A 23,920-nucleotide genomic window follows, 5' to 3' on the forward strand; every position below is an offset into this window, starting at 1 on the left:
ACCGTGACGGACATCGTCGACGAACTGAAGTGGCGCGGGCTCTTCGCCCAGTCCACCGACGAAGAAGCGCTGCGCAAGGCGTTCGCGGACGGTCCGGTCACCTTCTATTGCGGCTTCGACCCGACGGCGGCCTCGCTGCACGTGGGACACCTGGTGCAGGTGCTCACCGTGCGCCGGCTCCAGCAGGCCGGCCACCGGCCGCTGGCGCTGGTCGGCGGGGCCACCGGTCAGATCGGTGACCCGCGCCCGACCGCCGAGCGCACCCTGAACGACCCGGAGACCATCGCGGCCTGGGTGACCCGGCTGCGCTCGCAGATCGAGCCGTTCCTCTCCTTCGAGGGCGAGAACGCGGCGCTCATGGTGAACAACCTGGACTGGACGGCGGGCATGTCCGCCATCGAGTTCCTGCGGGACATCGGCAAGCACTTCCGCGTCAACAAGATGCTGACGAAGGACTCGGTCGCCAAGCGGCTGGAGTCCGACCAGGGCATCAGCTACACCGAGTTCAGCTACCAGCTGCTCCAGGGCATGGACTTCCTGGAGCTGTACCGCCGCTACGGCTGCACCCTCCAGCAGGGCGGCTCGGACCAGTGGGGCAACCTGACGGCCGGGCTCGACCTGATCCACCGGGTGGAGCCGGACGCGCACGTCCACGCGATGGCGACGCCGCTGATGGTGAAGGCGGACGGCACCAAGTTCGGCAAGTCCGAGAGCGGGGCCGTCTGGCTGGACCCGGAGATGACCACCCCGTACGCGTTCTACCAGTTCTGGCTGAACGTGGACGACCGGGACATCTCCACCTACATGCGGATCCTGTCCTTCAAGTCCCGCGAGGAACTGGAGGCGCTGGAGGCGCAGACCGCCGAGCGGCCGCAGGCGCGCGCCGCGCAGCGGGCGCTGGCGGAGGAGCTGACCACGCTGGTGCACGGCGCGGACCAGTGCGCCGCCGTGATCGCCGCGTCGAAGGCGCTGTTCGGCCAGGGCGAGCTGGCGGAGCTGGACGAGGCCACGCTGGCCGCGGCCCTCTCCGAGCTGCCGCACGCGCGGGTCGCCGAGCCTGGCCTGGTCGTGGACCTGTTCGCGGAGACCGGCCTGGTCGCCAGCAAGTCCGCCGGCCGCCGGACCGTGAAGGAGGGCGGTGCCTACGTGAACAACGTGAAGGTCACCGCCGAGGACGCGGTCCCCGCGGCGGAGGACCTGCTGCACGGCCGCTGGCTGGTGCTGCGGCGCGGCAAGAAGAACCTGGCGGCGGTCGAGGTCACCGGCGCCTGACGGCCGGGAGACCGGCGGGACCGGCGAGAACGGCCTGACGCGACGGTGGGCCGGTACGGACAGGACGTCCGTACCGGCCCACCGGCACGCGCGGCGCTAGACGGTACGGCGTCTGTCGCCGCGCAGCGCCAGGTAGGCCATGTCGCCCAGCCCGACGATGACGATGGCTCCGACCAGCTGGAGCAGGTGCCGGATCCAGTCGATGCCCTTGGTGTCCTCGACGCCGATCCAGCGCGAGACGGCGTTGCCGAGCAGGGCGCCGATGATGCCGAAGATGGTGGTCAGCCACAGGGGCTGGTGCTGCTTGCCCGGCAGGATGGCACGGGCGATGAGGCCCAGCACGAAACCGACGATGATCGCCCACAACCACTGCATGTCGAGCCTCCTCGTGACGCGCGTTGTGCGCAGGTGGGCCCAGTCTCGGCCGGTCCGGCCGCGCGCGCACGCCGGGCGCGGCCATCCGGGGACGCCGGCGGGAGACCGGAGCCACCCCCGGCTCCTCACCGGCGCCGGGGCGGCGTACGGTGGGAGGGTTCCGGGCCGGGGTGTGCCCGGCGGGCGGATCGGGTGGTGGAGCATGCAGCGGTCGAAGCCGAACGGGGCCGAGGTCTTCCGGATCACCGGAGCGCGGATGAGCCTCGCCGAGGACGTGCGCGGACGGCAGCGCCGGTACGTGATCTCGATGGGGATCCGCACCCTGTCGGTGGTCGCCACGGTCGTGCTGTGGAACGTGGAACGCCATGTGGCGATGGTGACGCTGGCTGCGGGTCTCCTGCTGCCCTACATCGCCGTGGTCATCGCCAACGCCGGCCGCGAGTCGGCGCCCTCGCTGCCCTCACACTTCGTACCGGCCCCGGTGCGCCCGGCGCTGGAGACCGGAAACCTCAAGAAAACCTCAGATCAATCATGAAGTTCCGGTGCACCCCAGCGGGTCCTGCGTGACATACTGCCTACGCGCTCCGCATCCCCCGTCGGAGCGACGGACCGACGCCGGGCAGCTCCCCCCGTGGCTGCCCGGCGTCGCCCTTCCGTTTGTAGGGTTGAGGCTGTGAACTCCCCTGACTTCTTCTTCTCCGGGCCCGGCTCCGAGATCGACACTCCCACCTGTTCCGCCAAGGGCTGCCGCGCCGCCGCGGTCTGGGTCCTGGTGTGGAACAACCCGAAGCTGCACACGCCGGAGCGGCGCAAGACGTGGCTGGCGTGCGAGGAGCACCGCGAGCACCTGTCCCGGTTCCTGGACGTACGCGGTTTCCTGAAGGACGTCGTCGAACTCGGCGCGTGGGAACAGCCGGAGGGCTCGGAGCGCACCTGAGGAGCGCACCTGAGGAGCGCGCCCGAGGAGCGCGCCCGAGGGCCGCGCCCGATCCCCCGGCCGGGAAACGGCCCGGCGGCTCAGCCGCCGATCGCCGACATGGGGCGGTCGGGCTGGAGGAAGGACGGGTCGTCGAGACCGGACCCGGCCTTCTTGCCCCACATCGCCACCTTCCACAGGCGGGCGATCTCCTCGTCCGGTGCGCCGGAGCGCAGGGCGGAGCGCAGGTCCGACTCCTCGGTGGCGAACAGGCACGTACGGATCTGGCCGTCGGCGGTGAGCCGGGTACGGTCGCAGGCTCCGCAGAAGGGGCGGGTCACGGAGGCGATGACCCCGACGGTGGCCGGGCCGCCGTCGACCAGCCAGCGCTCTGCGGGGGCGGAGCCGCGCTCCTCGGAGCCTTCCTCGGTGAGGGTGAAGCGGGTGCGCAGGGACTGGAGGATGTCCCCGGCGGTGATCATGCCGTCGCGCTTCCAGCCGTGCTGGGCGTCCAGCGGCATCTGCTCGATGAAGCGGAGTTCGTAGGCGTTCTCCACGGCCCAGGCGAGCAGGTCGGGGGCTTCGTCGTCGTTCAGGCCGGGCATCAGGACGGCGTTGACCTTGACGGGGGTCAGACCGGCCGCGCGGGCGGCGGCCATGCCGTCGATCACGTCGCGGTGGCGGTCGCGGCGGGTGAGGGTCTTGAAGACCTCGGGGCGCAGCGTGTCCAGCGAAACGTTTACCCGGTCCAGGCCGGCGGCCTTGAGCGCCTGCGCCGTGCGCTTGAGGCCGATGCCGTTGGTGGTCAGGGACATCCGCGGGCGGGGCTCCAGGGCCGCGCACCGCTCGACGATGCCGACCAGGCCGGGCCGCAGCAGCGGTTCGCCGCCGGTGAAGCGGACTTCGGTGATGCCGAGGTCGGTGACGGCGATGCGGATCAGCCGCACGATCTCGTCGTCGCTCAGCAGGTCGGACTTGCCGAGCCACTGCAGGCCCTCCTCGGGCATGCAGTAGGTACAGCGCAGATTGCACCGGTCGGTGAGCGAGACGCGCAGGTCGGTCGCCACGCGGCCGTAGGTGTCGAGAAGCACTGTGGGCCCCCTCCCTGTCCGGATCCGTAGAGCTTGGCGCAGTCGCGGGTACGCGGGTGCGCTCCTTTCGAGCCTACGCGACGGGGATCTCCCGCAGGGGGGCCCGAAGGAACGAGAGGTGGCGCGGCCGCGTCGTAGAGAAGTACGAGGCGGCCGCGCCGGGTGTTCGGCGGATCTCAGTGCGCCCCTGTTCCGGTGAGGGAGCGCACCTCCAGCTCGGCGAACTTCTGGGGGTCGGCCTTCTCCTTGGACAGGACGGTTCCCAGCCAGCCGAGGAGGAAGCCGAGGGGGATGGAGACGATCCCGGGGTTCTCCAGGGGGAACCAGTGGAAGTCGACGCCCTTGAACATGGAGGTCTTCTCGTTGCCGGAGACCACGGGCGAGAACAGCACCAGCACCACCGAGGAGACCAGGCCCCCGTAGATGGACCAGAGGGCGCCCCGGGTGGTGAAGCGCTTCCAGAAGAGGCTGTAGAGGATCGTCGGCAGGTTCGCCGAGGCCGCGACGGCGAAGGCGAGGGCCACCAGGCCGGCGATGTTGATGTCCCGGGCGAGCGCGCCGAGGACGATGGCGACGGCGCCGATCACGACGGTGGACCAGCGGGCGGCCCGTACCTCCTCCTTCTCGGTGGCCTCGCCCTTGCGGATCACGTTCACGTAGATGTCGTGCGCGAAGGAGGACGAGGAGGCGAGGGTCAGGCCGGCGACCACCGCGAGGATCGTCGCGAAGGCGACCGCGGAGATCACGGCGAGCAGGACCGCGCCGCCGGTGGAATCGGCGCCGCCGCCGACGGCCTGGGCCAGCAGCGGGGCGGCGGTGTTGCCCGACGGGTTGGAGTCGGTGATCTCCTTGGGGCTGAGCAGCGCGGCGGCGCCGAAGCCGAGGGCGATCGTCATCAGGTAGAAGACGCCGATGATGCCGATGGCCCAGTTCACGGACTTGCGGGCGGCCTTCGCGGTGGGGACGGTGTAGAAGCGGATCAGGATGTGCGGCAGGCCGGCGGTGCCGAGGACCAGGGCGAGGCCGAGGGAGATGAAGTCCAGCTTCGAGTTCCCGGTGATGCCGTATTTGAGCCCCGGCTCCAGGAAGGCGGCGTGCTTGCCGCTGTTCTCGGCGGCCTTGCCGAGCAGGGCGGAGACGTTGAAGTGGAACTTCCACATCACCAGGAAGGTGATGAGCAGGGCCCCGGCGATCAGCAGGACGGCCTTGACCATCTGCACCCAGGTGGTGCCCTTCATGCCGCCGATGGTCACGTAGACGATCATCAGCAGGCCGACCAGGGCGACGATCCCGATCTGGCCGGCGTCGCTGGTGATGCCGAGCAGCAGCGAGACCAGCACGCCGGCGCCGGCCATCTGCGCGAGCAGGTAGAAGATCGAGACGACGATGGTGGAGGTGCCGGCGGCGGTGCGGACGGGCCGCTGGCGCATCCGGTACGCGAGGACGTCGCCCATCGTGTAGCGGCCGGAGTTGCGCAGCGGCTCGGCGACGAGCAGCAGGGCCACCAGCCAGGCGACCAGGAAGCCGATGGAGTAGAGGAAGCCGTCGTAGCCCTTGAGGGCGATGACTCCGGCGATGCCGAGGAAGGACGCGGCGGACATGTAGTCGCCGGAGATGGCCAGGCCGTTCTGGAAGCCGGTGAACTGGCGGCCGCCCGCGTAGAAGTCGGCGGCGTCCTTGGTCTGGCGGCCGGCCCAGATCGTGATGCCGAGGGTGGCGAGGACGAACAGCCCGAACAGGGTGAGGATCAGCGGGCGGTGCTCGCTCGCTCCGGCGGCGAGCGTCAGCGGCGCGATCGCGCTCATGCTCCGGCCTCCAGGCGCGCCTTGATGGCCTCGGCCTGCGGGTCGAGGCGGGTGGCGGCGTGGCGCGAGTACCACCAGGCGATGAGGAAGGTCGTCGCGAACTGGGCGAGTCCGAGCACCAGGGCGACGTTCACGTTGCCGAAGAGTTTGGTCCCCATGAAGCCGCCCGCGTAGTTGCACAGCAGGACGTAGAGCAGGTACCAGACGATGAAGGCCACGGTGAGCGGGAAGGCGAAGGAGCGGTAGGAGCGGCGCAGTTCCGTGAACTCGGGGCTCTGCTGCGCGGCCGCGTACTGCTCGGCCGTGGGGCTCGCCGGTGGCGCTGCCGCGCCGCTCAGCGGGGGCTTTGCTTCGGTGGTCACGGGGGGTTCTCCTTGTGGCGCGGGTGCGGTGGGGACGGGCAAAGCAACCTCCGTGTGGGGGGACGGCGGTGCTGATACCCCCCTGTCAACGGCACGGCCGGCGTGTCGGGACGGTTCAACACCCGCTGTTTCTGTGACTCTTCGGCTTTTCGGAGAACTGATTTCTCGAACGCATGGCGCAGAAGGGAACGTCAGCGCTAGGTTCGCGTGTCATGAACCCGTCCGACGCGACCGCGTGCGGACGGCTTTTTCGCGGATGATGTGGAGAACCCATGGCTCATCTGGGACACGGCCGCCGGCGAGCCCTCGCCGTTCCGGTCGGCCTGGCGCTCACGGCCTCACTCGCCTTCCTGCCCTCGGTGGCGGCCTCGGCCGCGCCGGTCGGCGACACGGCGGGCCCGGCGACGGCCGCGAAGGCAGCCCCCGTGGGCCCGAAGCTGTCGTACGTGGCGAACCTGACCGCGTACGGGACGGTGAAGCAGGCCCAGAAGGCCATCGAGCGGGCCGGCGGAACGGTGGTGACGTCCTATGAGCAGATCGGGGTCGTCGTCGCACACTCCCAGAACCCGGACTTCGCCAAGGTGCTGCGGGCCCAGCGCAGCCTCTTCGTGTCGGTCGGCGCCACCCGGACGGCTCCCCTCCAGACGGTGCAGACCACCGAGGAGGGCACGACGCAGAAGCTGAGCGCGGCGGACGCGGCGAAGGCGGCGGCGCAGGCGGCTCCGGGGCAGGAGCCCCTGGAGTCGAACCAGTGGGACCTGCGGGCGATCAAGGCCGATCAGGCTCACAAGATCAACGATGGCAGCCCGGACGTCACCGTGGGCGTCATCGACACGGGTGTGGACGACACCCACCCCGATCTGGCCGCGAACTTCTCCAAGAGCCAGTCCGCCAACTGCGTGGGGGGCGTCGCGGACACCACCGACGGGGCCTGGCGCCCGTACCCGGACGGCTCCGACCACGGCACGCACGTCGCGGGCACCATCGCCGCGCCCCGCAACGGCATCGGCGTCAGCGGGGTCGCGCCCGGGGTGAAGGTCGCCGGCATCAAGGTGAGCGAGCCCGGGACCAGCCTGTTCTTCACCGAGGCGGTCGTCTGCGGCTTCATGTTCGCCGCCGAGAAGGGGATCGAGGTGACGAACAACAGCTATTACGTCGACCCGTGGATGTTCAACTGCAAGTCGGACGACGACCAGAAGGCGCTGGTGGAGTCCCTCGCGCGGGCCACCAAGTACGCCGAGCGCAAGGGCGTGCTGAACGTGGCGGCGGCGGGCAACGAGGAGTACGACCTGGCCGCCGACTCGCTCGTCGACCCGACCAGCCCGGACGACGCCACTCCCGTCCCGCGCACCATCGACCCGAAGACCTGCCTGGACCTGCCGGCCCAGCTGCCCGGTGTGGTCACGGTCAGCGCGACCGGCGCCCAGGGCTTCCGGTCGTACTACTCCAGCTTCGGACTCGGCGTCGTCGACGTCGCCGCGCCCGGCGGCGACAAGTGGCAGATCCCGGCCACCCCCGACGCCAACGGCCGGGTGCTGTCCACCCTCCCGGGCGGCGGCTACGGCTACAAGCAGGGCACCTCGATGGCCACCCCGCACGTGGCGGGCGTCGCGGCGCTGATCAAGAGCGCCCACCCGTGGGCGACTCCCTCGCAGATCCAGGCACTGCTCAAGGCCGAGGCGACGAAGACGGCCTGCCCGGACAAGATCTACGACGACAACGGCCTGCTGGTGGACGCCGCCACCTGCAAGGCCAAGTGGGGCCAGACGGGCTACTACGGCTCGGGCGTGGTCGACGCGCTCAAGGCCGTCAAGTAGCGGCGCTCACCACGCGAGAAGCGGAACGGGCCGGGCGGGGAACTCCCCGCCCGGCCCGTCCCCGTCGCGGCCTAGGGCTTGATCAGGACCTTGAGGGCGCTGCGGTCGTCCATCGCCCGGTAGCCCTCCGGGACCTCGTCCAGGGACACGGCGCGGTCGAAGACGGGCGCCGGGTCGATGGCACCGCTCAGCACGTCCTCCAGCAACTCCGGTATGTACGCGCGGACCGGCGCGACCCCGCCGCGCAGGGTGAGGTTGCGGTTGAACATCTCGCCCAGGTCGAGGCCGGTGCCGCTGCCGTGCGGGACGCCGACGTAGCCGATGGCCCCGCCGTCGCGGGTGATGTTCAAGGCGGTGCGCATGGACTGCTCGGTGCCGACGGCTTCGATGACGGCGTGCGCGCCCTGCCCGCCGGTCAGCTCGCGCACGGCAGCCTCGGCCGCCTCGCCGCGCTCCGCGACCACGTCGGTGGCGCCGAACAGCCTGGCGATGTCGGTGCGGACGGTGTGCCGGCCCAGGGCGATGATCCGGTCGGCGCCGAGCCGCTTGGCGGCCAGTACGCCGCACAGCCCGACCGCCCCGTCGCCGACGACCGCGACGGTGGAGCCCTTGCGGACGCCCGCGCCGAGGGCGGCGTGGTGGCCGGTGCCCATGACGTCGGAGAGGGCGAGCAGCCCCGTCAGCAGGTGGTCGTCGGAGGCGGCGTCGGCCGGGAGCCGGACCAGGGTGCCGTCGGCGTGCGGGACGCGCACCGCCTCGCCCTGGCCGCCGTCGTGGCCGACCGAGCCCCAGAAGCCGCCGTGCACGCAGGAGGTGTACAGGCCCTCGGAGCAGTAGTCGCAGGTGCCGTCGGACCACATGAAGGGGGCCACGACCAGGTCGCCGGCGCGCAGTCCGGAGACGGCGGAACCGGTCTCCTCGACGACGCCGAGGAACTCGTGCCCGATCCGCTGACCGGGCTCCCGGGCGGCCTCGCCGCGGTAGGCCCAGAGGTCGCTGCCGCAGATGCAGGCGCGCAGGACGCGGACGACGGCGTCCTCGGGACGCTGGATCGCGGCGTCGGGCACCTCCTCCACGCGGATGTCGTGCGGGGCGTGGATGACGGTGGCGCGCATGGTGATGCAGCCCTTCGGATCAGGGTCGTTCAGTCTTGTAGGACTTTCCTACCGTACGCCCGCTCCGGAGCGAGTGCGCCCGCGGCCAGCAGGTACTGGGCCGCGAGGTAGGTGGCCATGATCCAGAAGTCGGGGCGGGGCGGCTGGGGCCAGTCGGCGACCCCGGTGGCGATCAGGGTGTCGGAGAGCAGGAACAGCGCCCCGCCGAGGCCCGCGGCGCGGCCGAGCGCGCCGGAGCGGTAGGCCATGGCGGTGAGCAGCAGGCTGTACCCGGCGACGGGGACGCGGAGGCCGGGCGGCAGGTCCGGCCAGAGCAGCGCGACGGTCCCGGCGAGCGCGAGGGTGTACGCGACCGCTAGGGCGGGGCCGGTCCGGCGCCGGCCGAAGAGCACGAGGTAGCAGACGTGCCCGGCGGCGAAGGAGCCCATGCCGACGAGGAAGGCGGCATCGGCGTCGAAGAGCAGGGCCACGTCCCCGCCCCAGCCGAACAGCAGGGCGGCGACCAGCGGCCGGGGGGCCCGGCGGGTGAGGACGTACGCCACCAGCAGCGGCATCAGCAGCGGCTTGGCGATCACGTGCCCGAGGTGCCAGCCGGCCAGCAGCGCGCCGAGGTCGACGGCCGCGGCCACGGCGAAGGCGCCGAGCAGCAGCCGCCCGGCGCCGGCCGCGGCGGGGCGGGGCGCCGCCTGCCGGAACGGCGTACGGGACCCGGTGGCGCTCACGCGACGCGTCCGGGCTCCGGCGCGGAGGCCTGGGGAGCCGGGGCCTTGGCGGCGGACGCGGCGGGCTGGGCGGACTGGGCGGGGGCGGCCGAAGCGACGGCGGGCCGGGCGGCGGGCGCGGCGGGCCGGGCGGCGGGCGCGGCGGGCCGGGCGGCGGCGGGCGCGGCCGTCGGCTGCCAGCCCGGGCCGGCGAAGACGCGGCCGGCGCGCTCGCGCCAGCTGCGTGCGGCGCGTACGTCGCGGGCGATGGCGGCGTACTCGTGCGTGGCGACGCGCAGCGGGTTGTGGGTGTCGATGTTCTTGGTGAGCCCGTAGACGGGCCGCTCCGTCTCCCCCACCCAGGACCCGAACATCCGGTCCCAGACGATCAGGATCCCGCCGAAGTTGCGATCGAGGTAGCCGCCCTGGGAGGCGTGGTGGACGCGGTGGTGGGAGGGCGTGTTGAACACGTACTCGTACGCCCGCGGCAGCTTCCCGATGCGCTCGGTGTGGACCCAGAACTGGTACAGCAGGTTGAGGCCGTAGCAGAACGGGATCGCGGCCGGGTGTACCCCGAGGGCGACCATCGGCAGGTAGAACCACCAGGTGGTGGCGCTGGTCCAGGGCTGCCGCAGGGCGGTGGTGAGGTTGAACCGCTTGCTGCTGTGGTGGACCACGTGGCAGGCCCACAGGATGCGGATGACGTGGTGGAGGCGGTGCTGCCAGTAGTAGAGGAAGTCCTGGACGAGCAGCATCAGCAGGGCGGTCCACCAGAGGAACGGCACGCGCAGCGGCGTCAGTTCGTAGACGGCGGTGAAGACGGCGACGACCGGGATCTTCCAGAGCAGGTCGAACCCGATGCTGCCGAGGCCCATCGTGACGCTGGTGACCGCGTCCTTGGGGTCGTACCCGGCGGCATCGTCGTCGGGATGGAGCCGGTAGCTCACCACCTCGATGACGGTGAGCAGCACGAAGGCGGGTATGGACCACAGCACGACATCGGGCAGGTTCGGCATGTCCCGCACCATAGAGGCGCCTCCGGGGCCCGCGCTAGAGGTTGTTACCGATCGGTATCCGACCGCGTTACCGGCGGTACCGGCGATACTGGCCGATCGGGTCGGGGAGGTCGTGTGACGGGTCTGGAAAGCTTGCTCTTACGGGTGGCGGGTACGGCGGCGAGCGCCGTGGTGAAGTCCTTCCTGGCCCGGGCCCCGGGCGCGGGCCAGGTACCCGACCCGGTCGCGCCCGTCCGGCCCTGGCAGCGGCCCCCGGCGGAACTGCGCGATCGCGAGATACGCCGGCTCACCGAGAGCCTCGCCCGGCGGCTCGACGCGGCCTCGGCGACACTGCCGGAGAACGAGCGGCTGTCGGCGGTGGACGCCGTCGGCGACGCCTTCGCCGCCCTGGGCACCCTCGACCTGGACACCCTGCTCGCCCTGGACCTCGCCCCCGGGGCTCTCGCCGATCACGTCCTGGCCCACTCCCCGCCGGCCGGACTGAGCGGCCCCGCGCAGGCGCTGTACCGGGAACTGGTCACCCAGAGCTGCGCCCACGCGGTGGAGCACATGACGACCCTGCCCGGCTTCGGCCCGCGCGTCGGCGTCGAACTGCTGGACCGCACCACCTCCCTGGCCCACGCGGTCCAGGACCTCAAGGACGCCCCGAGCGGCGCGGCGCACGCCTTCGAGGAGCGCTACGCCGCGTACACCGCCGGAGCCCACGGCCGCCTCCAGCTCTTCGGCGTCACCCTCAGCAGCTCCCCGCGCGAATGGCCGCTGGACGTGGCCTACATCAGCCTCGCGGTGAGCGGCGAGCAGCTGCTCGCGGGCGAGGCCGCCTCCCACCGGACGATCCGCAAGGCGGCCGACGCGCTGGCCGCCGCCGACCGGACGCTGCTGCGCGGCCCCGCCGGATCCGGCAAGAGCACCCTCGTGCAGTGGCTGGCCGTCAACGCCGCCGGCCGCTCCTTCACCGGTGACCTCGCGCCCTGGAACGCCTGCGTCCCGTTCGTCCTGCGGCTGCGCTCCTTCACCGCCGCCGAACGCCTGCCCCTGCCGGCCGAGTTCCTGCCGGAGTCCGGCGTACCGCTGACCGCTCCGCCGGGCTGGGCCGAGGACATGATGCGCACCGGGCGGGCGCTGGTCCTGGTCGACGGGGTGGACGAGGTCCCGCTGCGGCTGCGCGGCCGTACGCAGGCGTGGCTGCGCGGTCTGGTCTCCGCCTTCCCGAAGGCCCGTTACGTGGTGACGACCCGCCCGTCGGCGGTCCCCGAGGGCTGGCTCGCCGGCCAGGGCTTCACCGCCCACTCCCTGCTGCCCATGGAACGGGAGGACATCGGCGCCTTCGTCGGGCAGTGGCACGCCGCCGCCCGCGCCGAGTGCGCCGACGCGGCCCAGCGCGCCGAGGTCGACACGTACGAGACCTCCCTGCGCGAGGCCGTCGCCACCCGCCGCGACCTGGGCAGGCTGGCCGCGAACCCGCTGATGTGCGCCCTGCTGTGCGCCCTGAACCGGGACCGCCGCACGCACCTCCCCCGGGTGCGCAAGGAGCTGTACGACGCGGCCCTGGAGATGCTGCTCGTCCGGCGCGACGCCGAGCGGGAGATCAGCGGGGTGGAGGGGGTCCGGCTCACCCGCGAGGAACAGACCGTGCTGCTCCAGCGGCTGGCGTACTGGCTGATCCGCAACGGCCAGAACGAGGCCGACCGCGACGAGGCCGTGCAGATGGTGGAGGAGTGGCTGGACTCCATGCCCCAGGTCCGGGCGCAGGGCACCGCGGCCGAGGTCTTCAGCCACCTGTTGATCCGCAGCGGGCTGCTGCGCGAACCCGTGCCGGGCACGGTCGACTTCGTCCACCGGACCTTCCAAGACTACCTCGGGGCGAAGGCCGCCGTGGAGGCCCGCGACCTCGGGGTGCTGGTGCGCAACGCCCACGACGACACCTGGGACGACGTGGTGCGGATGGCGGTGGGGCACGCCCGGGCCGACGAGCGGGCCACGCTGCTGCGCCGGATCCTGGCCCGGGCCGACAAGGTGCGGAAGTACCGCGACCGGCTGGTCCTGCTGGCCGCCGCCTGCCTCGAACACGCCCCGGAGCTGGACCCGTCGGTACGCCGGGAGGTCGAACGCCGCACGGCCGAACTGCTGCCGCCGCGCAGCGCCGCGCAGGCGGAGGAGCTGGCGAAGGCGGGGCCGCTGGTGCTGGAGCTGCTGACGGAGCCGCTGCTCCTGGAGGAGGACGCGGCGGCGGCCACCGTACGGACGGCGACGCTGATCGGCGGTGACCAGGCGGTGGAGGTGCTGGCCCGGTTCCGGCCGGACCACCGGTACAAGGTGCGCCGGGAACTGGCCGAGGGCTGGGACCGCTTCGAGCAGGCGGGGGAGTACGCGGACGCCGTGCTGGCGCGGACCCGGCTGGACGACGTCCAGCTGTGGGTGCGCACCCCCGCGCAGCTCGCGGTGCTGCCCCGGCTGACCGGCGTCCGCTGGATCGGCCTCGTCGGCGGCGGGAGCCTGCCGCCGCAGGTACGGGCCCTGCGCGAGCTGGAGAACCTCGTACTCCTGCAGAGCTCACTGACGGACCTGGCCGGCCTCAAGGTGTTCGAGGACCTGAAGTACCTGGGGATGTACGGCTGCCAGCGGATCGCGTTCCTGGACCCGCTGACCGAGCTGCGGTCCCTGAAGAGCCTCACCCTCATCAACGCCCCGGAGCGGCTGGGCCTCGCCCCGCTGGCCCGCATGGACGCCCTGACGTACCTGTACCTCGACTACCCGGTGCCCGGCATCGACCGGGTCTCCGACCTGCCCGCGCCCGCCGGGCTGACCTCCCTGCACCTGCACCCCCGGGCCGCGCACCTCGCCCTCGACGACATCGGCCGCTGGCCCGCGCTGACCTGGCTGACCTTCTCCGGCCCCGGGCAGACGGCCGGCTTCCTGGCCCTGCCCGATCCGTCCGCCCTCAAGGGGCTGCAGATCCTCGACGCGGAGGTCGGCCCCGAGGTGCTGCTGCGCTGCCCCGGCATGGAGTGGCTCGCCCTGGGTGACTGCGCCGTCCCGCAAGGCCTCTCCGTGCTGCGGGAGCTGCCCCATCTGACCCGGCTGACCCTCCTCAACGGGGGCGAGTACGACCTCACCCCCTTGGCCGGGCTGGACGGGCTCACGGTGCGCGTGGCGGCCACCGTCCGGGTGCACGGCGCCGAGGCCCTGCCCCCGGAGCGGATCACCTACGTCCCCTGACCCGCCGGGGCGGCCCGGGTCCCCCACGGACCGGGCCGCTCCGGCGGGAGCCGGTCACCAGACGCGGACCGAGGCGCCGCGGGCGAAGGCCGGGCTGGTGGCGCCCTCGGGGATCCGCTCCAGGGGCTCGGCGATCTCCGAGACCAGGGGGCCGTGTTTCGCGGCCACCGCGTCCAGGAGCGCGAGGTCGAAGCCGTAGACGCGGGCGGCGTTGCCGCCGACCATCGCGGCGACCTCGTCCCGGGGCAGGCCCGCGTAGGCGATGCGGAGGCCTTCGCGGGAGAAGGGGGTGGTGCCCTCGTCGTGGGGGTAGTCGCTGCCCCACATGATCTTGTCGAGGCCGATCCGGTCCCGCAGCGGCACCTCGTGGGGGCGCATGAAGCTGGCCCCGACGAAGCAGTTCTCCCGCCACACCTCGCTCGGCCCGCGCCCCATCGCCTCGGCCAGCCCCGCGCCGAACTTGGCCTCCGCCGTGGACGAAGCCGCGACCAGCCGGCCGTGGTAGTAGTCCAGCATGTCCAGGACGCCCGGGATCCAGCCGGAGCCCTGCTCCGTCAGGACCAGCTTGAGGCCCGGGTGGCGGCGGAAGGCCCCGCCGAAGATCAGGTGCCACAGCGCCCGGTGCGAGAACCAGGTGGTCTCCACCATGAACACCGCCCGCGCCGCCGGTTCGTCGCCCAGCGGCGGGGAGGCCGAGCCGCCGTGGTGGTTGACCGGGACGTCGAGCTCCGCGCAGACCGCCCAGATCGGGTCGTACGCCTGCGCGTACAGCTCCGGGACCACCGAGCCCGGCGGGACGCCCGGCAGCAGGATCCCGCCCGTGAGGCCCGCCGCCCGGGCCCGGCGGATCTCCCGTACCGCCTCGTCCACGTCGTTCAGCAGGATCTGGGCCACCCCGGCCCGCCGGCCCGGGGCATCGGCGCAGAAGTCGGCCAGCCAGCGGTTGTGGGCCTGGAGGCCGGCCCAGCGCAGTTCGTACTCGGCGGCCGTCGGCGGCTGGGCCATCAGCGAGGTCTTGGGGAAGAACGGCGGGATGGTGTTGGGGAAGAGGACCTCCGCGACGATGCCGTCCGCTTCGAGTTCGGCCAGCCGCCGGGCCGAGTTCCAGTTGCGGTCGGCGGTGTCGGCGAGGAGGTCCTCGTACGGGTTGACGTAGGTGGCGGCCCAGGCGTCGAACGCGTCGTGATGGCGGGCCTCCAGGTACGGCTTGTAGTCGAGGAGGTCGGCGCCCGCGTGGCAGTCCGCCGAGATGACGGTGTAGCGGTCCTCGGTCATGACGGGACCTCCTGTCCCAGGACCGGGAAGTCGTGGTCGGTGAGCCAGTGCCGGCCCGTCTCGCGGGAGCGGGCCCAGGAGGCCTCCACCGCCGCCTGGTCCGGGGACTGGCCGAGCTCCGCGGGGGTGGGGCCGATCCGGCGGGCGAGCGGGGCGAGCTTCGCGGTGTCGAAGCCGAAGACGTCCGCCGCCGCCAGTCCGAGCATCCGGCGGGTCTCGGCCACCGGGATGTCGTGGAAGGTCCTGCGCAGCCAGTTGCGGGTGTCGGGCCAGGTGCCCTCGGGGTGCGGGAAGTCCGAGCCCCAGAGGATGTTGTCGACGCCGATCTCGTAGCGCTGCGCGAGTTCGCGCCGTTTGGTGTTGGTCGCGCAGACGAAGACCTGGCGGTCCAGGTACTCGCTCGGGGGCCGCTTCAGCTCCGCGAAGGGGGACAGCTTCTTGCCGCCGTGCGCCCCGAGGTAGAGCCGGTCCATGAACCAGAGCTGGTTCGGCAGCCACCAGCAGCCCGACTCCGCGACGCCGAACTTCAGGCCCGGGTGGCGTTCGAAGACCCCGGACCAGAGCAGGAACCACAGCGGGCGGGCCGGCCACCAGGTGACCTCGGAGACGTAGATGCCGAGGTGGTTCCCGTACTCGTGGCGGGGCGCGGCCCCCGAGTGGGTGACGACCGGCATCGCGGTCTCGGCGGCCGCCGCCCAGACGGGGTCGTAGCGGCGGTCGTGGTACGGCGCCTTGTCCACCCACATCGAGGGGATCATCAGGGCGCCCAGCCCGGACTCCTTGGCCCGGTGGATCTCGGCGACCACCTGCGCGGGCTCGCCCGTGATCGGCAGCAGCGCGACCCCGCAGTGGCGTTCCGGGTTCGCCGCGACGAACTCGGCGAGCCAGCGGTTGTGCGCCCGCGCGCCCGCCATGCCCAGCTCGGGGTCCTGGTCCCCGGAGAGGCCGAGGCCCACCCCGAAGGGGGCGGCGGTCTGGCTGTCGACGGCGTCCGCGTCGGGGAAGACGACCTCGGCGGCCACCCCATCCCCGTCGAGTTCCTTCAGCCGCTGCGCGCTGTCCCAGCCGCCCTTGAGGCCCTCCTCGTGATCGTGGAACCACTTCTCGGCGAAGGCCTCGTTGCGCACGCCGAGCCGGGTGGCTTCCTCGCGGCGGGCGTCGCGCTGGCCGAGGAACTCGTCGAACTCGCGGTGGAAACGGGAGTCGAGGTAGGGGCGGTACCGCTCGGTGGGCAGACCGGCGTGACAGTCGGAGGAGATGATCAGGTACGGGTCTTCGTACGCGTTCACGGCAGGGCTCCTTCGCTCCTCAGTCGAGGATGAAGCTTTCGAGGTAGGCGGGGTTCGCGCGGTCGAGCATCGCCTGCGAGCGGGCGCGGATCTGCCGGTCGCTGTGCTCACTGGCAGGCAGCATCCAGAACCGGTCGGCGCGGATGCCGTCGACCACGTGCTCGGCGACCTCCTCGACCGGGGTGAAGTCCACCTCGTGCCCGGCCTTCTTCATGGCGGCCTCGTACTGGTCGAGGCTGCGGTACGGGGACTTGCGCGGCCGCTGCTTCGCGTAGCGCTCGGGCCGGTTGCGGTGGGACTCCCACAGGCCGGTGCGCAGCATGTGCGGTCCGGGGAAGAGGACGGAGGCGCCGACGGGGGCGCCCTCCGCCTTGAGGTGGGCGTAGAGGGACTCGGTCATGGTGACCACGGCCGCCTTGGTGACGGCGTAGACGGAGGCGGTGGGCAGGGGCGCGATGCCGCCGTCGGCGGAGGAGGTGTTGACGACGTGGCCGGGGCCGCCGCCCGCGATCATGCGGGGGACGAAGGCCTGGATGCCGTGGAAGACGCCCCAGACGTTGACGGAGAAGGCCCAGGCCCAGTCGTTGGGCTCGTGCTCCCACATCCGGCCCTCGGCGCCCGAGCCGACGCCCGCGTTGTTGCAGAGGACGTGGACGGCGCCGAAGGCGTCGTAGGCGGCGTCGGCGAGGGCCAGGACGGAGTCGCGCTCGCTGACGTCCACGGGCCGGGCCAGCACCTCGGCCCCCTCGGCGGCGAGTTCACCGGCGGCCTCGCTCAGGGCGCCCTCCTCCACGTCGGCGAGGACCACCTTCAGCCCCTCGGCGGCGAAGCGGCGGGCCATGGCGAGGCCGATGCCACTCGCGGCGCCGGTGACGACGGCCACCTGTCCGGGTTCGAGGCGCATGTCAGACGCTCCCCTCGGGCGGCCCGTCGAGGATCTGCATCGGGTCGTCGTAGCGCTGGTGGACGTACGGCAGGAGGGCCTGGGCGCTGACGCGCTCGACGGCCCGGCCCTTCTGGTCGGTGGTCTTCTCGCCGATGGTGATCTCCACGACGCGGCGTACGGGGAGGTCGGCGACGGGGTCGTACATCGACTCGCGGAGCACCACGTCACCGGTGATGTGCTCCAGCTTGCGCACCTTCTCGTTGCGCGTGCAGTGGACCAGCACCGGGTCGGACTCGAAGCCCGAACCGTCCACGGCGGGGAGGAACTTGAAGTAGAAGTCGGTCTTCCGCACGGGTTCGGGCAGCGGCAGCGGACGGTCCACGGCCCCGCGCACCTCCACGAAGGCGATCCCGTGCCGGGCGAGGGCGGCCCGTACGACGAGGCCCTCGCGCTCGACGGTCACCTCGCCCAGCTTCTTCGGTTCGCCGAACACCTCGCGGCCGCCGGTCAGGGCGCGCTCGTGCGTCATCGGCATGACCAGCGGGTACCAGCCCTCGACGTCGCCGTGCCGGGCGGCGACGGCCACCGAGCCGGCGCCGAGCGGGTAGCCGGGCAGTTCGACCTTGCTGATGTTGGCCCGTACCAGGGGCCGCTCCGCGGGCTTGAGCGGCGGCGGCAGGACCGCCGCCACCACGTCCGGGTCGCTCTCCCAGACGGCCACGACCCCGGTGGACCAGATGTCGGGGAGCTTCGAACTCTTCTCGCGCGATGCCGCGATCTCGGCCTCGGTGCGCGCTCCGTACCGTACGCGTGCCATGTATCGCACCCTCCTTCGGTCGGTCTGTAACACAGTTACACCGCCGACGATGAAGGGTAAAGACCCCTGCACGCCCAGAACTGACGATCCGACAGATTGGCGGCCGGCCGATGGCGAGGAACCCGCTGACGCGCGAGGAGGTGCTGACGGCCGCCGCCGCGCTGGTCCGGGCGAACGGCCCGGCCGCCCTGACCATGCGGGGGCTCGCCGCCGACCTGGGCACGGCGGTGACCTCCATCTACTGGCACGTCGGCAACCGGGAGTCCCTGCTCGACGCCCTCGTGGAACGCACCGTGCAGGAGATGGGCGCGGTCCGCCCCGTCGGCCGCACCCCTGCCGACCGGATCGTGTCGGTGGCCCGCATCCTCCGCCGCGAACTGCGCGAACGCCCGCACCTGATCGCGATGGTCCACGAACGCGGCCTCACCGAGCGGATGTTCCTGCCCGCCCAGCAGGCCCTGGTCCACGAGGTGCACGCCGCCGGTCTGCGCGGGGCGCGCGCCGCCGACGCCGTGCGCGCGGTCCAGTTCCAGATCGTCGGCTACCTGCTGGTGGAGCGCAATCGCGAGCGCGCCCCCGCCCAGTCCCCCGCCGAGGGCGACCTCTGGGACCCGGCCACGGCCCCCGACGATCCGGACCTCGCCCGCGCCCTGGCCCGGCCGGCCGACCCGGAACGGCTGTTCCTGCTGTCCGTACGGGCCCTCGTCCACGCCCTCCTGGCGCCGCCCGGAACCGGGCCGGAAGGCCGCGGGGGCACGGTTGTCGGTCCGGGCCGATATCCTCTGTGACCATGCTCGACGACCGTACGACCGCAGACACGACGTGGCCGGCCGCGTACCCCCAGGGGTACGCGGTCGTCGACGTGGAGACCACCGGGCTCGCTCGTGACGACCGGATCGTGTCCGCGGCCGTCTACCGGCTCGACGCGCGGGGCGAGGTGGAGGACCACTGGTACACCCTGGTCAACCCGCGCCGGGATCCGGGCCCCGTCTGGATCCACGGACTGACCAGCGCCGTGCTCGCCGACGCGCCCCTCTTCGAGGACATCGCCGAGGAGTTCGCGGACCGGCTCGCGGGCCGGGTGCTCGTCGCGCACAACGCCATCTTCGACTGGCAGATGATCGCCCGGGAGTACGCCCGGGCCTCCGCGACCGCGCCGGTCCGTCAGCGGCTGTGCACCATCGCCCTGTCGAAGGAGCTGGACCTCCCGCTGCCCAACCACAAGCTGGAGTCGCTCGCCGCGCACTTCGGCGTGGTCCAGCAGCGCGCCCACCACGCGCTCGACGACGCCCGGGTGCTGGCGGAGGCGTTCCGGCCCTCGCTGCACGCGGCCGCGCGGGGCGGCGTACGGCTGCCCCTGCTGGAGTGCCGCCCGCTGACGGAGTGGTCGGATGCCCCCGCCACGCCCCGGATCGGCTACCAGGCCGCGTACGGCACTTCCGGCACCTGGCGGGCCTCGCGCAAGCGGCCGGCGTGCCCGTACCCCAACCCGGGCCGTTACGAGGACGGCAGGCCGCTGAAGCAGGGCATGCGGGTCGCGTTCTCCGGTGACACCTCGGTGGACCGGGAGCTACTGGAGGACCGGGCGATCGACGCGGGGCTGCACATCGCATCGAGCGTGTCGCGGCTCACCAGCCTGCTCGTGACCAACGACCCCGACTCGGCGACGTCCAAGACCGTCAAGGCGAAGGCCTTCGGCACCCCGGTGGTGGACGAGGCGGCCTTCACCCAGCTGTTGCGGGACGTGGCGCCCGCCGGCGAGCAGGCGTAGGAGCGGTACGGGCGCGTTGCTCCGGCCGGGTGCAGGGGCGGCGACTCACCCCGGTGGATCTTGTTCCGGTCGTCCGCCGTGCGCAGCATGCGGCGCATGGCACGTTGTGAGGTCTGCGGAAACGATTACGGGATGTCCTTCGAGGTGCACGCGCAGGGCGCCGTGCACGTCTTCGACTGTTTCTCCTGCGCCATCCACCGGATGGCGCCCATCTGCGAGCACTGCCGGGTTCAGATCATCGGGCAGGGCGTCGAGGTGGAGGGCCAGTGGTTCTGCGGTGCGCACTGCGCCCGCGCGGAGGGGAAGGTGGGCATCACCGACCGCGTCTGAGGCCCCCTGCCCACGGCCCCTCGCGCCGCCACTGGGCCGCCACCGGGCCGTCCCGCGCCGTCCCCCGTACCGCCCGCGCGTCCGCTTCCGACCCCGGAGGGCCACCCGGCCGCCGGGGTCGCCGTCCCCCCGGGTACCGTCGTGGGTGTGTACCGCTTCGTCCTGACCCGGCAGTGGGTGTGCCTCACCCTCATCGCCCTCGTCCTCATCCCGGTGATGATCAAGCTGGGGTTCTGGCAGTTCCACCGCCATGAGCACCGGGTCGCGCAGAACGAGCTGATCGCGAAGAACCTGTACGCGAAGCCCGTGCCGATGACCGAGGTCACCTCGCCCGGCCACACCGTCCCGAGGGCCGACTACTGGCGGGCCGTCACCGCCACCGGCACCTACGACACGGCGCACGAGGTGGTCGTGCGGATGCGCACCTCGAACGACGACAAGGTCGGCTTCCAGGTCGTGACCCCGCTGCTGCTGGCCGACGGCCGCGCGGTGCTGGTCAACCGCGGCTGGGTGGCGGGCGGCGAAGACTCCCGGGCCTATCCGCCGGTGCCGGCCGCGCCCTCCGGCGAGGTCACCGTCACCGGGCGGCTGAAGGCCGACGAAACCAGCGGCGACAGCGGGATCAAGGACCGCAAGGGCCTCCCGGACCGTCAGGTGATGCTGATCAACAGTGCCCAGCAGGCCGCCGCGACGGGCCGGCCGGTCCTCGGCGGGTACCTGGAACTGACCGCTCCGCTCCCGCCGGACGGCAGCCCGGAGGCGGTGTCCGAGCCCGACCACGATTCGATCGGCCCGCACATGGCGTACGCCGTCCAGTGGTGGCTGTTCGCGGCGGCGGTACCGGTGGGCTGGGTGGTCCTGGTCCGCCGCGAGAGGCGCGACCGGGAGGAAGCCGCCGAGAAGGCCGCGACGCTGGAGCCCGCTTCGGCGTAGCGTGGCCCGCATGGATCTTGGACTGAAGGACCGCGTCTACGTCGTCACCGGAGCCACCCGGGGCCTCGGCTTCGCCTCCGCACGGGAACTGGCCGCCGACGGGGCGAAGGTCGTACTGACCGGCCGGGACGAGAAGCGGGCGGCCGACGCGGCCGCCGGGCTCGGCCCGGGCGCGCTCGGCATGGCGGCGGACAATGCCGACCCGGAGGTGGCGGCGCGGCTGGTGGCCACCGCCAAGGAGCGCTTCGGCCGTTTCGACGGCATCCTCATCAGCGTCGGCGGGCCCCCGGCGGGCAGCGCGGCGGACAACACGGACGAGCAGTGGGCGGCGGCCTTCGAGTCGGTGTTCCTGGGCGCGGTCCGCCTCGCCCGGGCGGCGGCGGCCGAGCTGGGCGAGGGCGGGGTCATCGGCTTCGTGCTGTCGGGCTCCGTCCACGAACCGATCCCCGGCCTGACCATCTCCAACGGCCTGCGGCCCGGGCTCGCGGGCTTCGCGAAGTCCCTGTCGGTGGAGCTGGGCCCGCGGGGGATCCGCGTGGTCGGGCTGCTGCCGGCCCGGATCGACACCGACCGGGTGCGGGAGCTGGACGCGCTGTCCGGCGACGCGGACGCCGCCCGGGCCGCGAACGAGTCCCGGATCCCGCTGCGCCGCTACGGGACGCCCGAGGAGTTCGGCCGTACGGCCGCCTTCCTGCTGTCCCCGGCGGCGTCCTACCTCACCGGTGTGATGCTCCCGGTCGACGGCGGCTCCCGCCACGGCTTCTGACGGCCACCCGGGCGCGGCGCGGGCACCCGCCCCTCAGGTGACCCGTCGCGCCTGGTGGCCGCCGACCTTCAGGCGGGCCTCGGCCGGCAGTGCGGGAAGGCCCGCCGAGGTCCGGGCCCGGGTGAGGACCGGACCCGCGAGGGCGGCCAGCGTGTCGGCGGGGACGGCGTGGGGTTCCAGTTCGAGCGCGACGCGCAGGGCCGGGGAGCCGCGCCGGCCCCGCAGCGCGACCCGGCAGCCGGCCACCCCGGCGAGCGCCCCCGCGTCGGCGGCCACCGCCGACTCCAGGGCGCGCCCGCGCAGCAGGGCGAAGGCCCCGTCGCCGGTGTCCACGGGCAGCTCGGCCAGCCGCGAGCGGCGCAGCTGCGCCAGCAGCCACCACAGCGCGAGCAGCACGCACAGCGCCAGCCCGGCCATCAGCACCCACCACACCCAGGCCCCGGCCTGCGCGTAACGCTGCCGGTCGGCGGCCGTGAGCAGCGGGGCGTGGCGCCCGGCCAGGGGCGGGGCGCCGGTCAGCAGACAGACGCCGGCCGCCAGCAGGACCAACCCGGTCAGCGCCAGCAGGGACCGGTTCACCACCGCGAGCATCCGCTCACCTCCTGACCCGGACGCGGGGCCGCGGCGGATGCGCGAGGCCCAGTTCCTCGATGCCGGCGGCGAGGGCCGCGTCCAGGTCGGCCCGTACGTCGTCCAGTTCGCGGAAGTGCGAGGTGGCCCGGACCCCGACCCGGCCACGGCCCATCCGTACCCGTACCGACCGGATCCCGGAGACCTCCATGGCCCGGTCCCGCAGCACCAGGGCCGCGGCCTTGCGCCGGATCCCGGCGCGGACCCCGGGCTCGGCGCGCATGGTCAGCAGGCCGCGCAGCCCGGGGGCGAACGCGAGCAGCAGGAGCAGCGCCCCCACCAGGGCCAGGACCGCGCCCACCACCAGCACTTCGGGATCGGCCGGGGTGTACTGCTCCAGCCGGCCGGCGAGTTCGCGGCGCCAGCGCATCCCGGGCCGGTCCGCCCGTACCGCGGCCAGGTCGTAGAGGAACAGCCCGGCCACCGCGAGCACGGCCAGCGCGGTGAGCGCGGCCGGGATCCGCCGGGCGGAGCGCAGGCGTCGCGGGGGCGTCACCGCAGCCGCCGCTCCCGCCCGGCGGAGGACTGCCGGAGCGGGCTGGTGGGGTGCAGGTGCTCGATGTCGACGGCGACCTCGGGTACCGCCATCTGGGTGTACTCCTCGATCCGGAGGGCGACGAGGCGGCGTACCGCGGCGCACTGGGCGGCGAGGTCGGCCGGGTAGTCCAGCTCCAGGCTCACCCGTACGCGGGCGGTGTCGTGGTGGAGGGTGACGGCCGCGTGCGGGGCCTTGCCGGGCAGGTTTCCGGCGAGGGCCTCTCGCGCGGCCCGGGCCGCGATCTTGGCCACGACCCGGTCGGCGATGCGGGTGGCTCCCCGGTCGGCGGCCGGCACCGGCAGCGGTGGGGTCCGCGGCGCGGGGGCGCTCACCGGGGCCCGCGCCGGTCGTCACGGCCGCGCGGGCGGAACAGGTCCCCGGCTTCCAGGTCCCCGTCGAGGAACCGGCCGACGACGAAGCCGACGGCGCCGAGCGCCGCCACCAGCAGGAAGGCTCCGAAGCCGCCGAAGTAGCCGGCGAAGCCGAGCAGCATGCCGGCCAGCAGGCCGGCGATCGCCATGCTCATGTGGGTGGCTCCTCTCGGCTACTGGAGGCGGGATTCCGGTTCGTCGTCCTCTTCGTCGGGCAGTTTGACGTCGCTGACTGCGATGTTGACCTCGACGACTTCCAGGCCGGTCATGCGCTCGACCGACGAGATCACGTTCTCACGGACCGCCCCGGCGACGTCGCGGATCGACACGCCGTAAACGACGATGATCTCCAGGTCGAGGGCCGTCTGGACCTCACCGACCTCGGCTTTCACCCCGCGGCTGACGGCGGATTTGGTTCCGCCGGGGACCCGGTCGCGGACGGCGCCGAAGGTACGGGAGAGGCCGCTGCCACTGCCCATGGCATGGACTCCGGCCACCTCGCGGGCGGCCAGTCCGGCGATCTTCTCCACCACGCCGTCGGCGATGGTGGTGCGGCCGCGCTCTGCGGGGTCCTTCGCGAAGCCCCCTGATGAGGTTTCGGTCATCGCTGGTCCTTTCGCGCCGT

The 23,920-nt window shown here is 72.9% G+C and carries 26 protein-coding genes; 10 read left to right on the plus strand and 16 right to left on the minus strand.

Features of this window, described 5'->3' with window-relative positions:
- The first annotated feature begins 3 nt into the window (after nucleotides 1-3).
- A complete protein-coding gene (gene tyrS / locus ACZ6ZT_RS26280) occupies nucleotides 4-1,272 on the plus strand; it encodes a tyrosine--tRNA ligase (RefSeq protein WP_469722386.1) in 1,269 nt (422 codons plus the stop codon).
- Between the two features lie 96 nt (nucleotides 1,273-1,368).
- Here the strand turns inward: tyrS and ACZ6ZT_RS26285 are convergent, their stop codons facing one another.
- The gene (locus ACZ6ZT_RS26285) at nucleotides 1,369-1,647 is read right to left on the minus strand and encodes a GlsB/YeaQ/YmgE family stress response membrane protein (RefSeq protein WP_469722387.1); all 279 of its coding nucleotides are present in this window, start codon (nucleotides 1,645-1,647) and stop codon (nucleotides 1,369-1,371) included.
- A gap of 202 nt (nucleotides 1,648-1,849) precedes the next feature.
- Here ACZ6ZT_RS26285 and ACZ6ZT_RS26290 point away from each other — a divergent pair, with 202 nt between their 5' ends.
- Both ACZ6ZT_RS26290 and ACZ6ZT_RS26295 read left to right on the plus strand, forming a co-directional pair.
- On the plus strand, nucleotides 1,850-2,182 hold the full coding sequence (locus ACZ6ZT_RS26290) for a DUF3099 domain-containing protein (RefSeq protein ID WP_469722388.1): 333 nt from the start codon (nucleotides 1,850-1,852) through the stop codon (nucleotides 2,180-2,182).
- Nucleotides 2,183-2,320: 138 nt separating this feature from the next.
- Entirely contained in the window at nucleotides 2,321-2,584 is a 264-nt protein-coding gene (locus ACZ6ZT_RS26295) for a hypothetical protein (RefSeq protein WP_469722389.1), read from the plus strand.
- An 80-nt stretch (nucleotides 2,585-2,664) separates the two neighbouring features.
- On the opposite strand, the gene moaA is transcribed toward ACZ6ZT_RS26295, so the two are convergent.
- The 3 genes from moaA to ACZ6ZT_RS26310 all read right to left on the minus strand — a co-directional run bounded on the left by moaA (nucleotide 2,665) and on the right by ACZ6ZT_RS26310 (nucleotide 5,821).
- On the minus strand, nucleotides 2,665-3,654 hold the full coding sequence (moaA, locus tag ACZ6ZT_RS26300; RefSeq protein WP_469722390.1) for a GTP 3',8-cyclase MoaA: 990 nt from the start codon (nucleotides 3,652-3,654) through the stop codon (nucleotides 2,665-2,667).
- Between the two features lie 176 nt (nucleotides 3,655-3,830).
- The gene (locus tag ACZ6ZT_RS26305; RefSeq protein WP_469722391.1) at nucleotides 3,831-5,459 is read right to left on the minus strand and encodes a solute symporter family protein; all 1,629 of its coding nucleotides are present in this window, start codon (nucleotides 5,457-5,459) and stop codon (nucleotides 3,831-3,833) included.
- The gene (locus ACZ6ZT_RS26310; protein WP_469722392.1) at nucleotides 5,456-5,821 is read right to left on the minus strand and encodes a DUF485 domain-containing protein; all 366 of its coding nucleotides are present in this window, start codon (nucleotides 5,819-5,821) and stop codon (nucleotides 5,456-5,458) included. Before ACZ6ZT_RS26310 ends, ACZ6ZT_RS26305 begins: the two co-directional genes overlap by 4 nt.
- A 272-nt stretch (nucleotides 5,822-6,093) precedes the next feature.
- Here ACZ6ZT_RS26310 and ACZ6ZT_RS26315 point away from each other — a divergent pair, with 272 nt between their 5' ends.
- A complete protein-coding gene (locus ACZ6ZT_RS26315) occupies nucleotides 6,094-7,638 on the plus strand; it encodes a S8 family peptidase (RefSeq protein ID WP_469722393.1) in 1,545 nt (514 codons plus the stop codon).
- A gap of 71 nt (nucleotides 7,639-7,709) precedes the next feature.
- Here the strand turns inward: ACZ6ZT_RS26315 and ACZ6ZT_RS26320 are convergent, their stop codons facing one another.
- The 3 genes from ACZ6ZT_RS26320 to ACZ6ZT_RS26330 are packed head-to-tail and all read right to left on the minus strand — an operon-like array spanning nucleotide 7,710 to nucleotide 10,470.
- Nucleotides 7,710-8,753 (minus strand): zinc-dependent alcohol dehydrogenase family protein, encoded by a 1,044-nt coding sequence (locus ACZ6ZT_RS26320; RefSeq protein ID WP_469722394.1) that lies wholly within the window; start codon nucleotides 8,751-8,753, stop codon nucleotides 7,710-7,712.
- Nucleotides 8,754-8,782: 29 nt separating this feature from the next.
- Nucleotides 8,783-9,475 (minus strand): lysoplasmalogenase, encoded by a 693-nt coding sequence (locus tag ACZ6ZT_RS26325; protein ID WP_469722395.1) that lies wholly within the window; start codon nucleotides 9,473-9,475, stop codon nucleotides 8,783-8,785.
- On the minus strand, nucleotides 9,472-10,470 hold the full coding sequence (locus ACZ6ZT_RS26330; protein ID WP_469722396.1) for a sterol desaturase family protein: 999 nt from the start codon (nucleotides 10,468-10,470) through the stop codon (nucleotides 9,472-9,474). Before ACZ6ZT_RS26330 ends, ACZ6ZT_RS26325 begins: the two co-directional genes overlap by 4 nt.
- 114 nt (nucleotides 10,471-10,584) lie before the next feature.
- Between ACZ6ZT_RS26330 and ACZ6ZT_RS26335 the strand changes: the two genes are divergently transcribed.
- On the plus strand, nucleotides 10,585-13,689 hold the full coding sequence (locus tag ACZ6ZT_RS26335) for an NACHT domain-containing protein (protein WP_469722397.1): 3,105 nt from the start codon (nucleotides 10,585-10,587) through the stop codon (nucleotides 13,687-13,689).
- A 54-nt stretch (nucleotides 13,690-13,743) separates the two neighbouring features.
- Here ACZ6ZT_RS26335 and ACZ6ZT_RS26340 read toward each other — a convergent pair whose 3' ends face one another.
- The 4 genes from ACZ6ZT_RS26340 to ACZ6ZT_RS26355 are packed head-to-tail and all read right to left on the minus strand — an operon-like array spanning nucleotide 13,744 to nucleotide 17,956.
- Nucleotides 13,744-14,964, minus strand: coding sequence for an amidohydrolase family protein (locus ACZ6ZT_RS26340; protein ID WP_469722398.1), 1,221 nt, complete (start codon nucleotides 14,962-14,964; stop codon nucleotides 13,744-13,746).
- Complete coding sequence (locus ACZ6ZT_RS26345) at nucleotides 14,961-16,253, minus strand: amidohydrolase family protein (RefSeq protein ID WP_469722399.1); 1,293 nt, start codon at nucleotides 16,251-16,253, stop codon at nucleotides 14,961-14,963. The genes ACZ6ZT_RS26340 and ACZ6ZT_RS26345 overlap by 4 nt, the downstream gene beginning before the upstream one ends.
- 19 nt (nucleotides 16,254-16,272) lie before the next feature.
- Nucleotides 16,273-17,157 carry an SDR family NAD(P)-dependent oxidoreductase gene (locus tag ACZ6ZT_RS26350; RefSeq protein ID WP_469722400.1) on the minus strand — a complete coding sequence of 295 codons (885 nt, stop codon included), beginning with the start codon at nucleotides 17,155-17,157 and terminating at the stop codon, nucleotides 16,273-16,275.
- 1 nt (nucleotide 17,158) lies between these two features.
- Nucleotides 17,159-17,956: an acetoacetate decarboxylase family protein gene (locus ACZ6ZT_RS26355; protein ID WP_469722401.1), complete on the minus strand. Its 798-nt coding sequence runs from the start codon at nucleotides 17,954-17,956 to the stop codon at nucleotides 17,159-17,161.
- A gap of 110 nt (nucleotides 17,957-18,066) precedes the next feature.
- Here ACZ6ZT_RS26355 and ACZ6ZT_RS26360 point away from each other — a divergent pair, with 110 nt between their 5' ends.
- From ACZ6ZT_RS26360 to ACZ6ZT_RS26380, 5 genes are all read left to right on the plus strand, one after another.
- Nucleotides 18,067-18,744, plus strand: coding sequence for a TetR/AcrR family transcriptional regulator (locus ACZ6ZT_RS26360; protein ID WP_469722402.1), 678 nt, complete (start codon nucleotides 18,067-18,069; stop codon nucleotides 18,742-18,744).
- On the plus strand, nucleotides 18,741-19,727 hold the full coding sequence (locus tag ACZ6ZT_RS26365) for a DEDDh family exonuclease (RefSeq protein WP_469722403.1): 987 nt from the start codon (nucleotides 18,741-18,743) through the stop codon (nucleotides 19,725-19,727). The genes ACZ6ZT_RS26360 and ACZ6ZT_RS26365 overlap by 4 nt, the downstream gene beginning before the upstream one ends.
- Nucleotides 19,728-19,823: 96 nt before the next feature.
- The gene (locus ACZ6ZT_RS26370; RefSeq protein WP_215031936.1) at nucleotides 19,824-20,057 is read left to right on the plus strand and encodes a hypothetical protein; all 234 of its coding nucleotides are present in this window, start codon (nucleotides 19,824-19,826) and stop codon (nucleotides 20,055-20,057) included.
- 147 nt (nucleotides 20,058-20,204) lie between these two features.
- Entirely contained in the window at nucleotides 20,205-20,990 is a 786-nt protein-coding gene (locus ACZ6ZT_RS26375; protein WP_469722404.1) for an SURF1 family cytochrome oxidase biogenesis protein, read from the plus strand.
- A gap of 10 nt (nucleotides 20,991-21,000) precedes the next feature.
- A complete protein-coding gene (locus tag ACZ6ZT_RS26380; protein WP_469722405.1) occupies nucleotides 21,001-21,756 on the plus strand; it encodes an SDR family oxidoreductase in 756 nt (251 codons plus the stop codon).
- A gap of 33 nt (nucleotides 21,757-21,789) precedes the next feature.
- Here ACZ6ZT_RS26380 and amaP read toward each other — a convergent pair whose 3' ends face one another.
- Genes amaP through ACZ6ZT_RS26405 form a run of 5 tightly spaced genes read right to left on the minus strand, consistent with a single transcriptional unit; the run spans nucleotide 21,790 to nucleotide 23,900 of the window.
- On the minus strand, nucleotides 21,790-22,347 hold the full coding sequence (gene amaP, locus ACZ6ZT_RS26385) for an alkaline shock response membrane anchor protein AmaP (protein ID WP_469722406.1): 558 nt from the start codon (nucleotides 22,345-22,347) through the stop codon (nucleotides 21,790-21,792).
- A gap of 4 nt (nucleotides 22,348-22,351) precedes the next feature.
- Nucleotides 22,352-22,882, minus strand: a complete 531-nt coding sequence (locus tag ACZ6ZT_RS26390; protein WP_469722407.1) for a DUF6286 domain-containing protein — start codon at nucleotides 22,880-22,882, stop codon at nucleotides 22,352-22,354.
- On the minus strand, nucleotides 22,879-23,256 hold the full coding sequence (locus tag ACZ6ZT_RS26395; protein WP_469722409.1) for a hypothetical protein: 378 nt from the start codon (nucleotides 23,254-23,256) through the stop codon (nucleotides 22,879-22,881). The genes ACZ6ZT_RS26390 and ACZ6ZT_RS26395 overlap by 4 nt, the downstream gene beginning before the upstream one ends.
- Nucleotides 23,253-23,450, minus strand: coding sequence for a hypothetical protein (locus ACZ6ZT_RS26400; protein WP_469722410.1), 198 nt, complete (start codon nucleotides 23,448-23,450; stop codon nucleotides 23,253-23,255). Before ACZ6ZT_RS26400 ends, ACZ6ZT_RS26395 begins: the two co-directional genes overlap by 4 nt.
- Nucleotides 23,451-23,468: 18 nt before the next feature.
- Complete coding sequence (locus ACZ6ZT_RS26405) at nucleotides 23,469-23,900, minus strand: Asp23/Gls24 family envelope stress response protein (protein WP_469722411.1); 432 nt, start codon at nucleotides 23,898-23,900, stop codon at nucleotides 23,469-23,471.
- Between the last annotated feature and the right edge of the window lie 20 nt (nucleotides 23,901-23,920).

The organism is Streptomyces sp. NPDC102258 (genome assembly GCF_055584685.1).

Excerpts from the sequence above, each read along its gene's own strand:
- ACZ6ZT_RS26285 (WP_469722387.1), bottom strand. The coding sequence starts at position 1,647 with ATGCAGTGGTTGTGGGCGATCATCGTCGGTTTCGTGCTGGGCCTCATC.
- ACZ6ZT_RS26290 (WP_469722388.1), top strand. The coding sequence starts at position 1,850 with ATGCAGCGGTCGAAGCCGAACGGGGCCGAGGTCTTCCGGATCACCGGA.
- ACZ6ZT_RS26305 (WP_469722391.1), bottom strand. The coding sequence starts at position 5,459 with ATGAGCGCGATCGCGCCGCTGACGCTCGCCGCCGGAGCGAGCGAGCAC.
- ACZ6ZT_RS26315 (WP_469722393.1), top strand. The coding sequence starts at position 6,094 with ATGGCTCATCTGGGACACGGCCGCCGGCGAGCCCTCGCCGTTCCGGTC.
- ACZ6ZT_RS26320 (WP_469722394.1), bottom strand. The coding sequence starts at position 8,753 with ATGCGCGCCACCGTCATCCACGCCCCGCACGACATCCGCGTGGAGGAG.
- ACZ6ZT_RS26330 (WP_469722396.1), bottom strand. The coding sequence starts at position 10,470 with ATGCCGAACCTGCCCGATGTCGTGCTGTGGTCCATACCCGCCTTCGTG.
- ACZ6ZT_RS26340 (WP_469722398.1), bottom strand. The coding sequence starts at position 14,964 with ATGACCGAGGACCGCTACACCGTCATCTCGGCGGACTGCCACGCGGGC.
- ACZ6ZT_RS26350 (WP_469722400.1), bottom strand. The coding sequence starts at position 17,157 with ATGCGCCTCGAACCCGGACAGGTGGCCGTCGTCACCGGCGCCGCGAGT.
- ACZ6ZT_RS26355 (WP_469722401.1), bottom strand. The coding sequence starts at position 17,956 with ATGGCACGCGTACGGTACGGAGCGCGCACCGAGGCCGAGATCGCGGCA.
- ACZ6ZT_RS26360 (WP_469722402.1), top strand. The coding sequence starts at position 18,067 with ATGGCGAGGAACCCGCTGACGCGCGAGGAGGTGCTGACGGCCGCCGCC.
- ACZ6ZT_RS26370 (WP_215031936.1), top strand. The coding sequence starts at position 19,824 with ATGGCACGTTGTGAGGTCTGCGGAAACGATTACGGGATGTCCTTCGAG.
- ACZ6ZT_RS26380 (WP_469722405.1), top strand. The coding sequence starts at position 21,001 with ATGGATCTTGGACTGAAGGACCGCGTCTACGTCGTCACCGGAGCCACC.
- amaP (WP_469722406.1), bottom strand. The coding sequence starts at position 22,347 with ATGCTCGCGGTGGTGAACCGGTCCCTGCTGGCGCTGACCGGGTTGGTC.
- ACZ6ZT_RS26400 (WP_469722410.1), bottom strand. The coding sequence starts at position 23,450 with ATGAGCATGGCGATCGCCGGCCTGCTGGCCGGCATGCTGCTCGGCTTC.
- ACZ6ZT_RS26405 (WP_469722411.1), bottom strand. The coding sequence starts at position 23,900 with ATGACCGAAACCTCATCAGGGGGCTTCGCGAAGGACCCCGCAGAGCGC.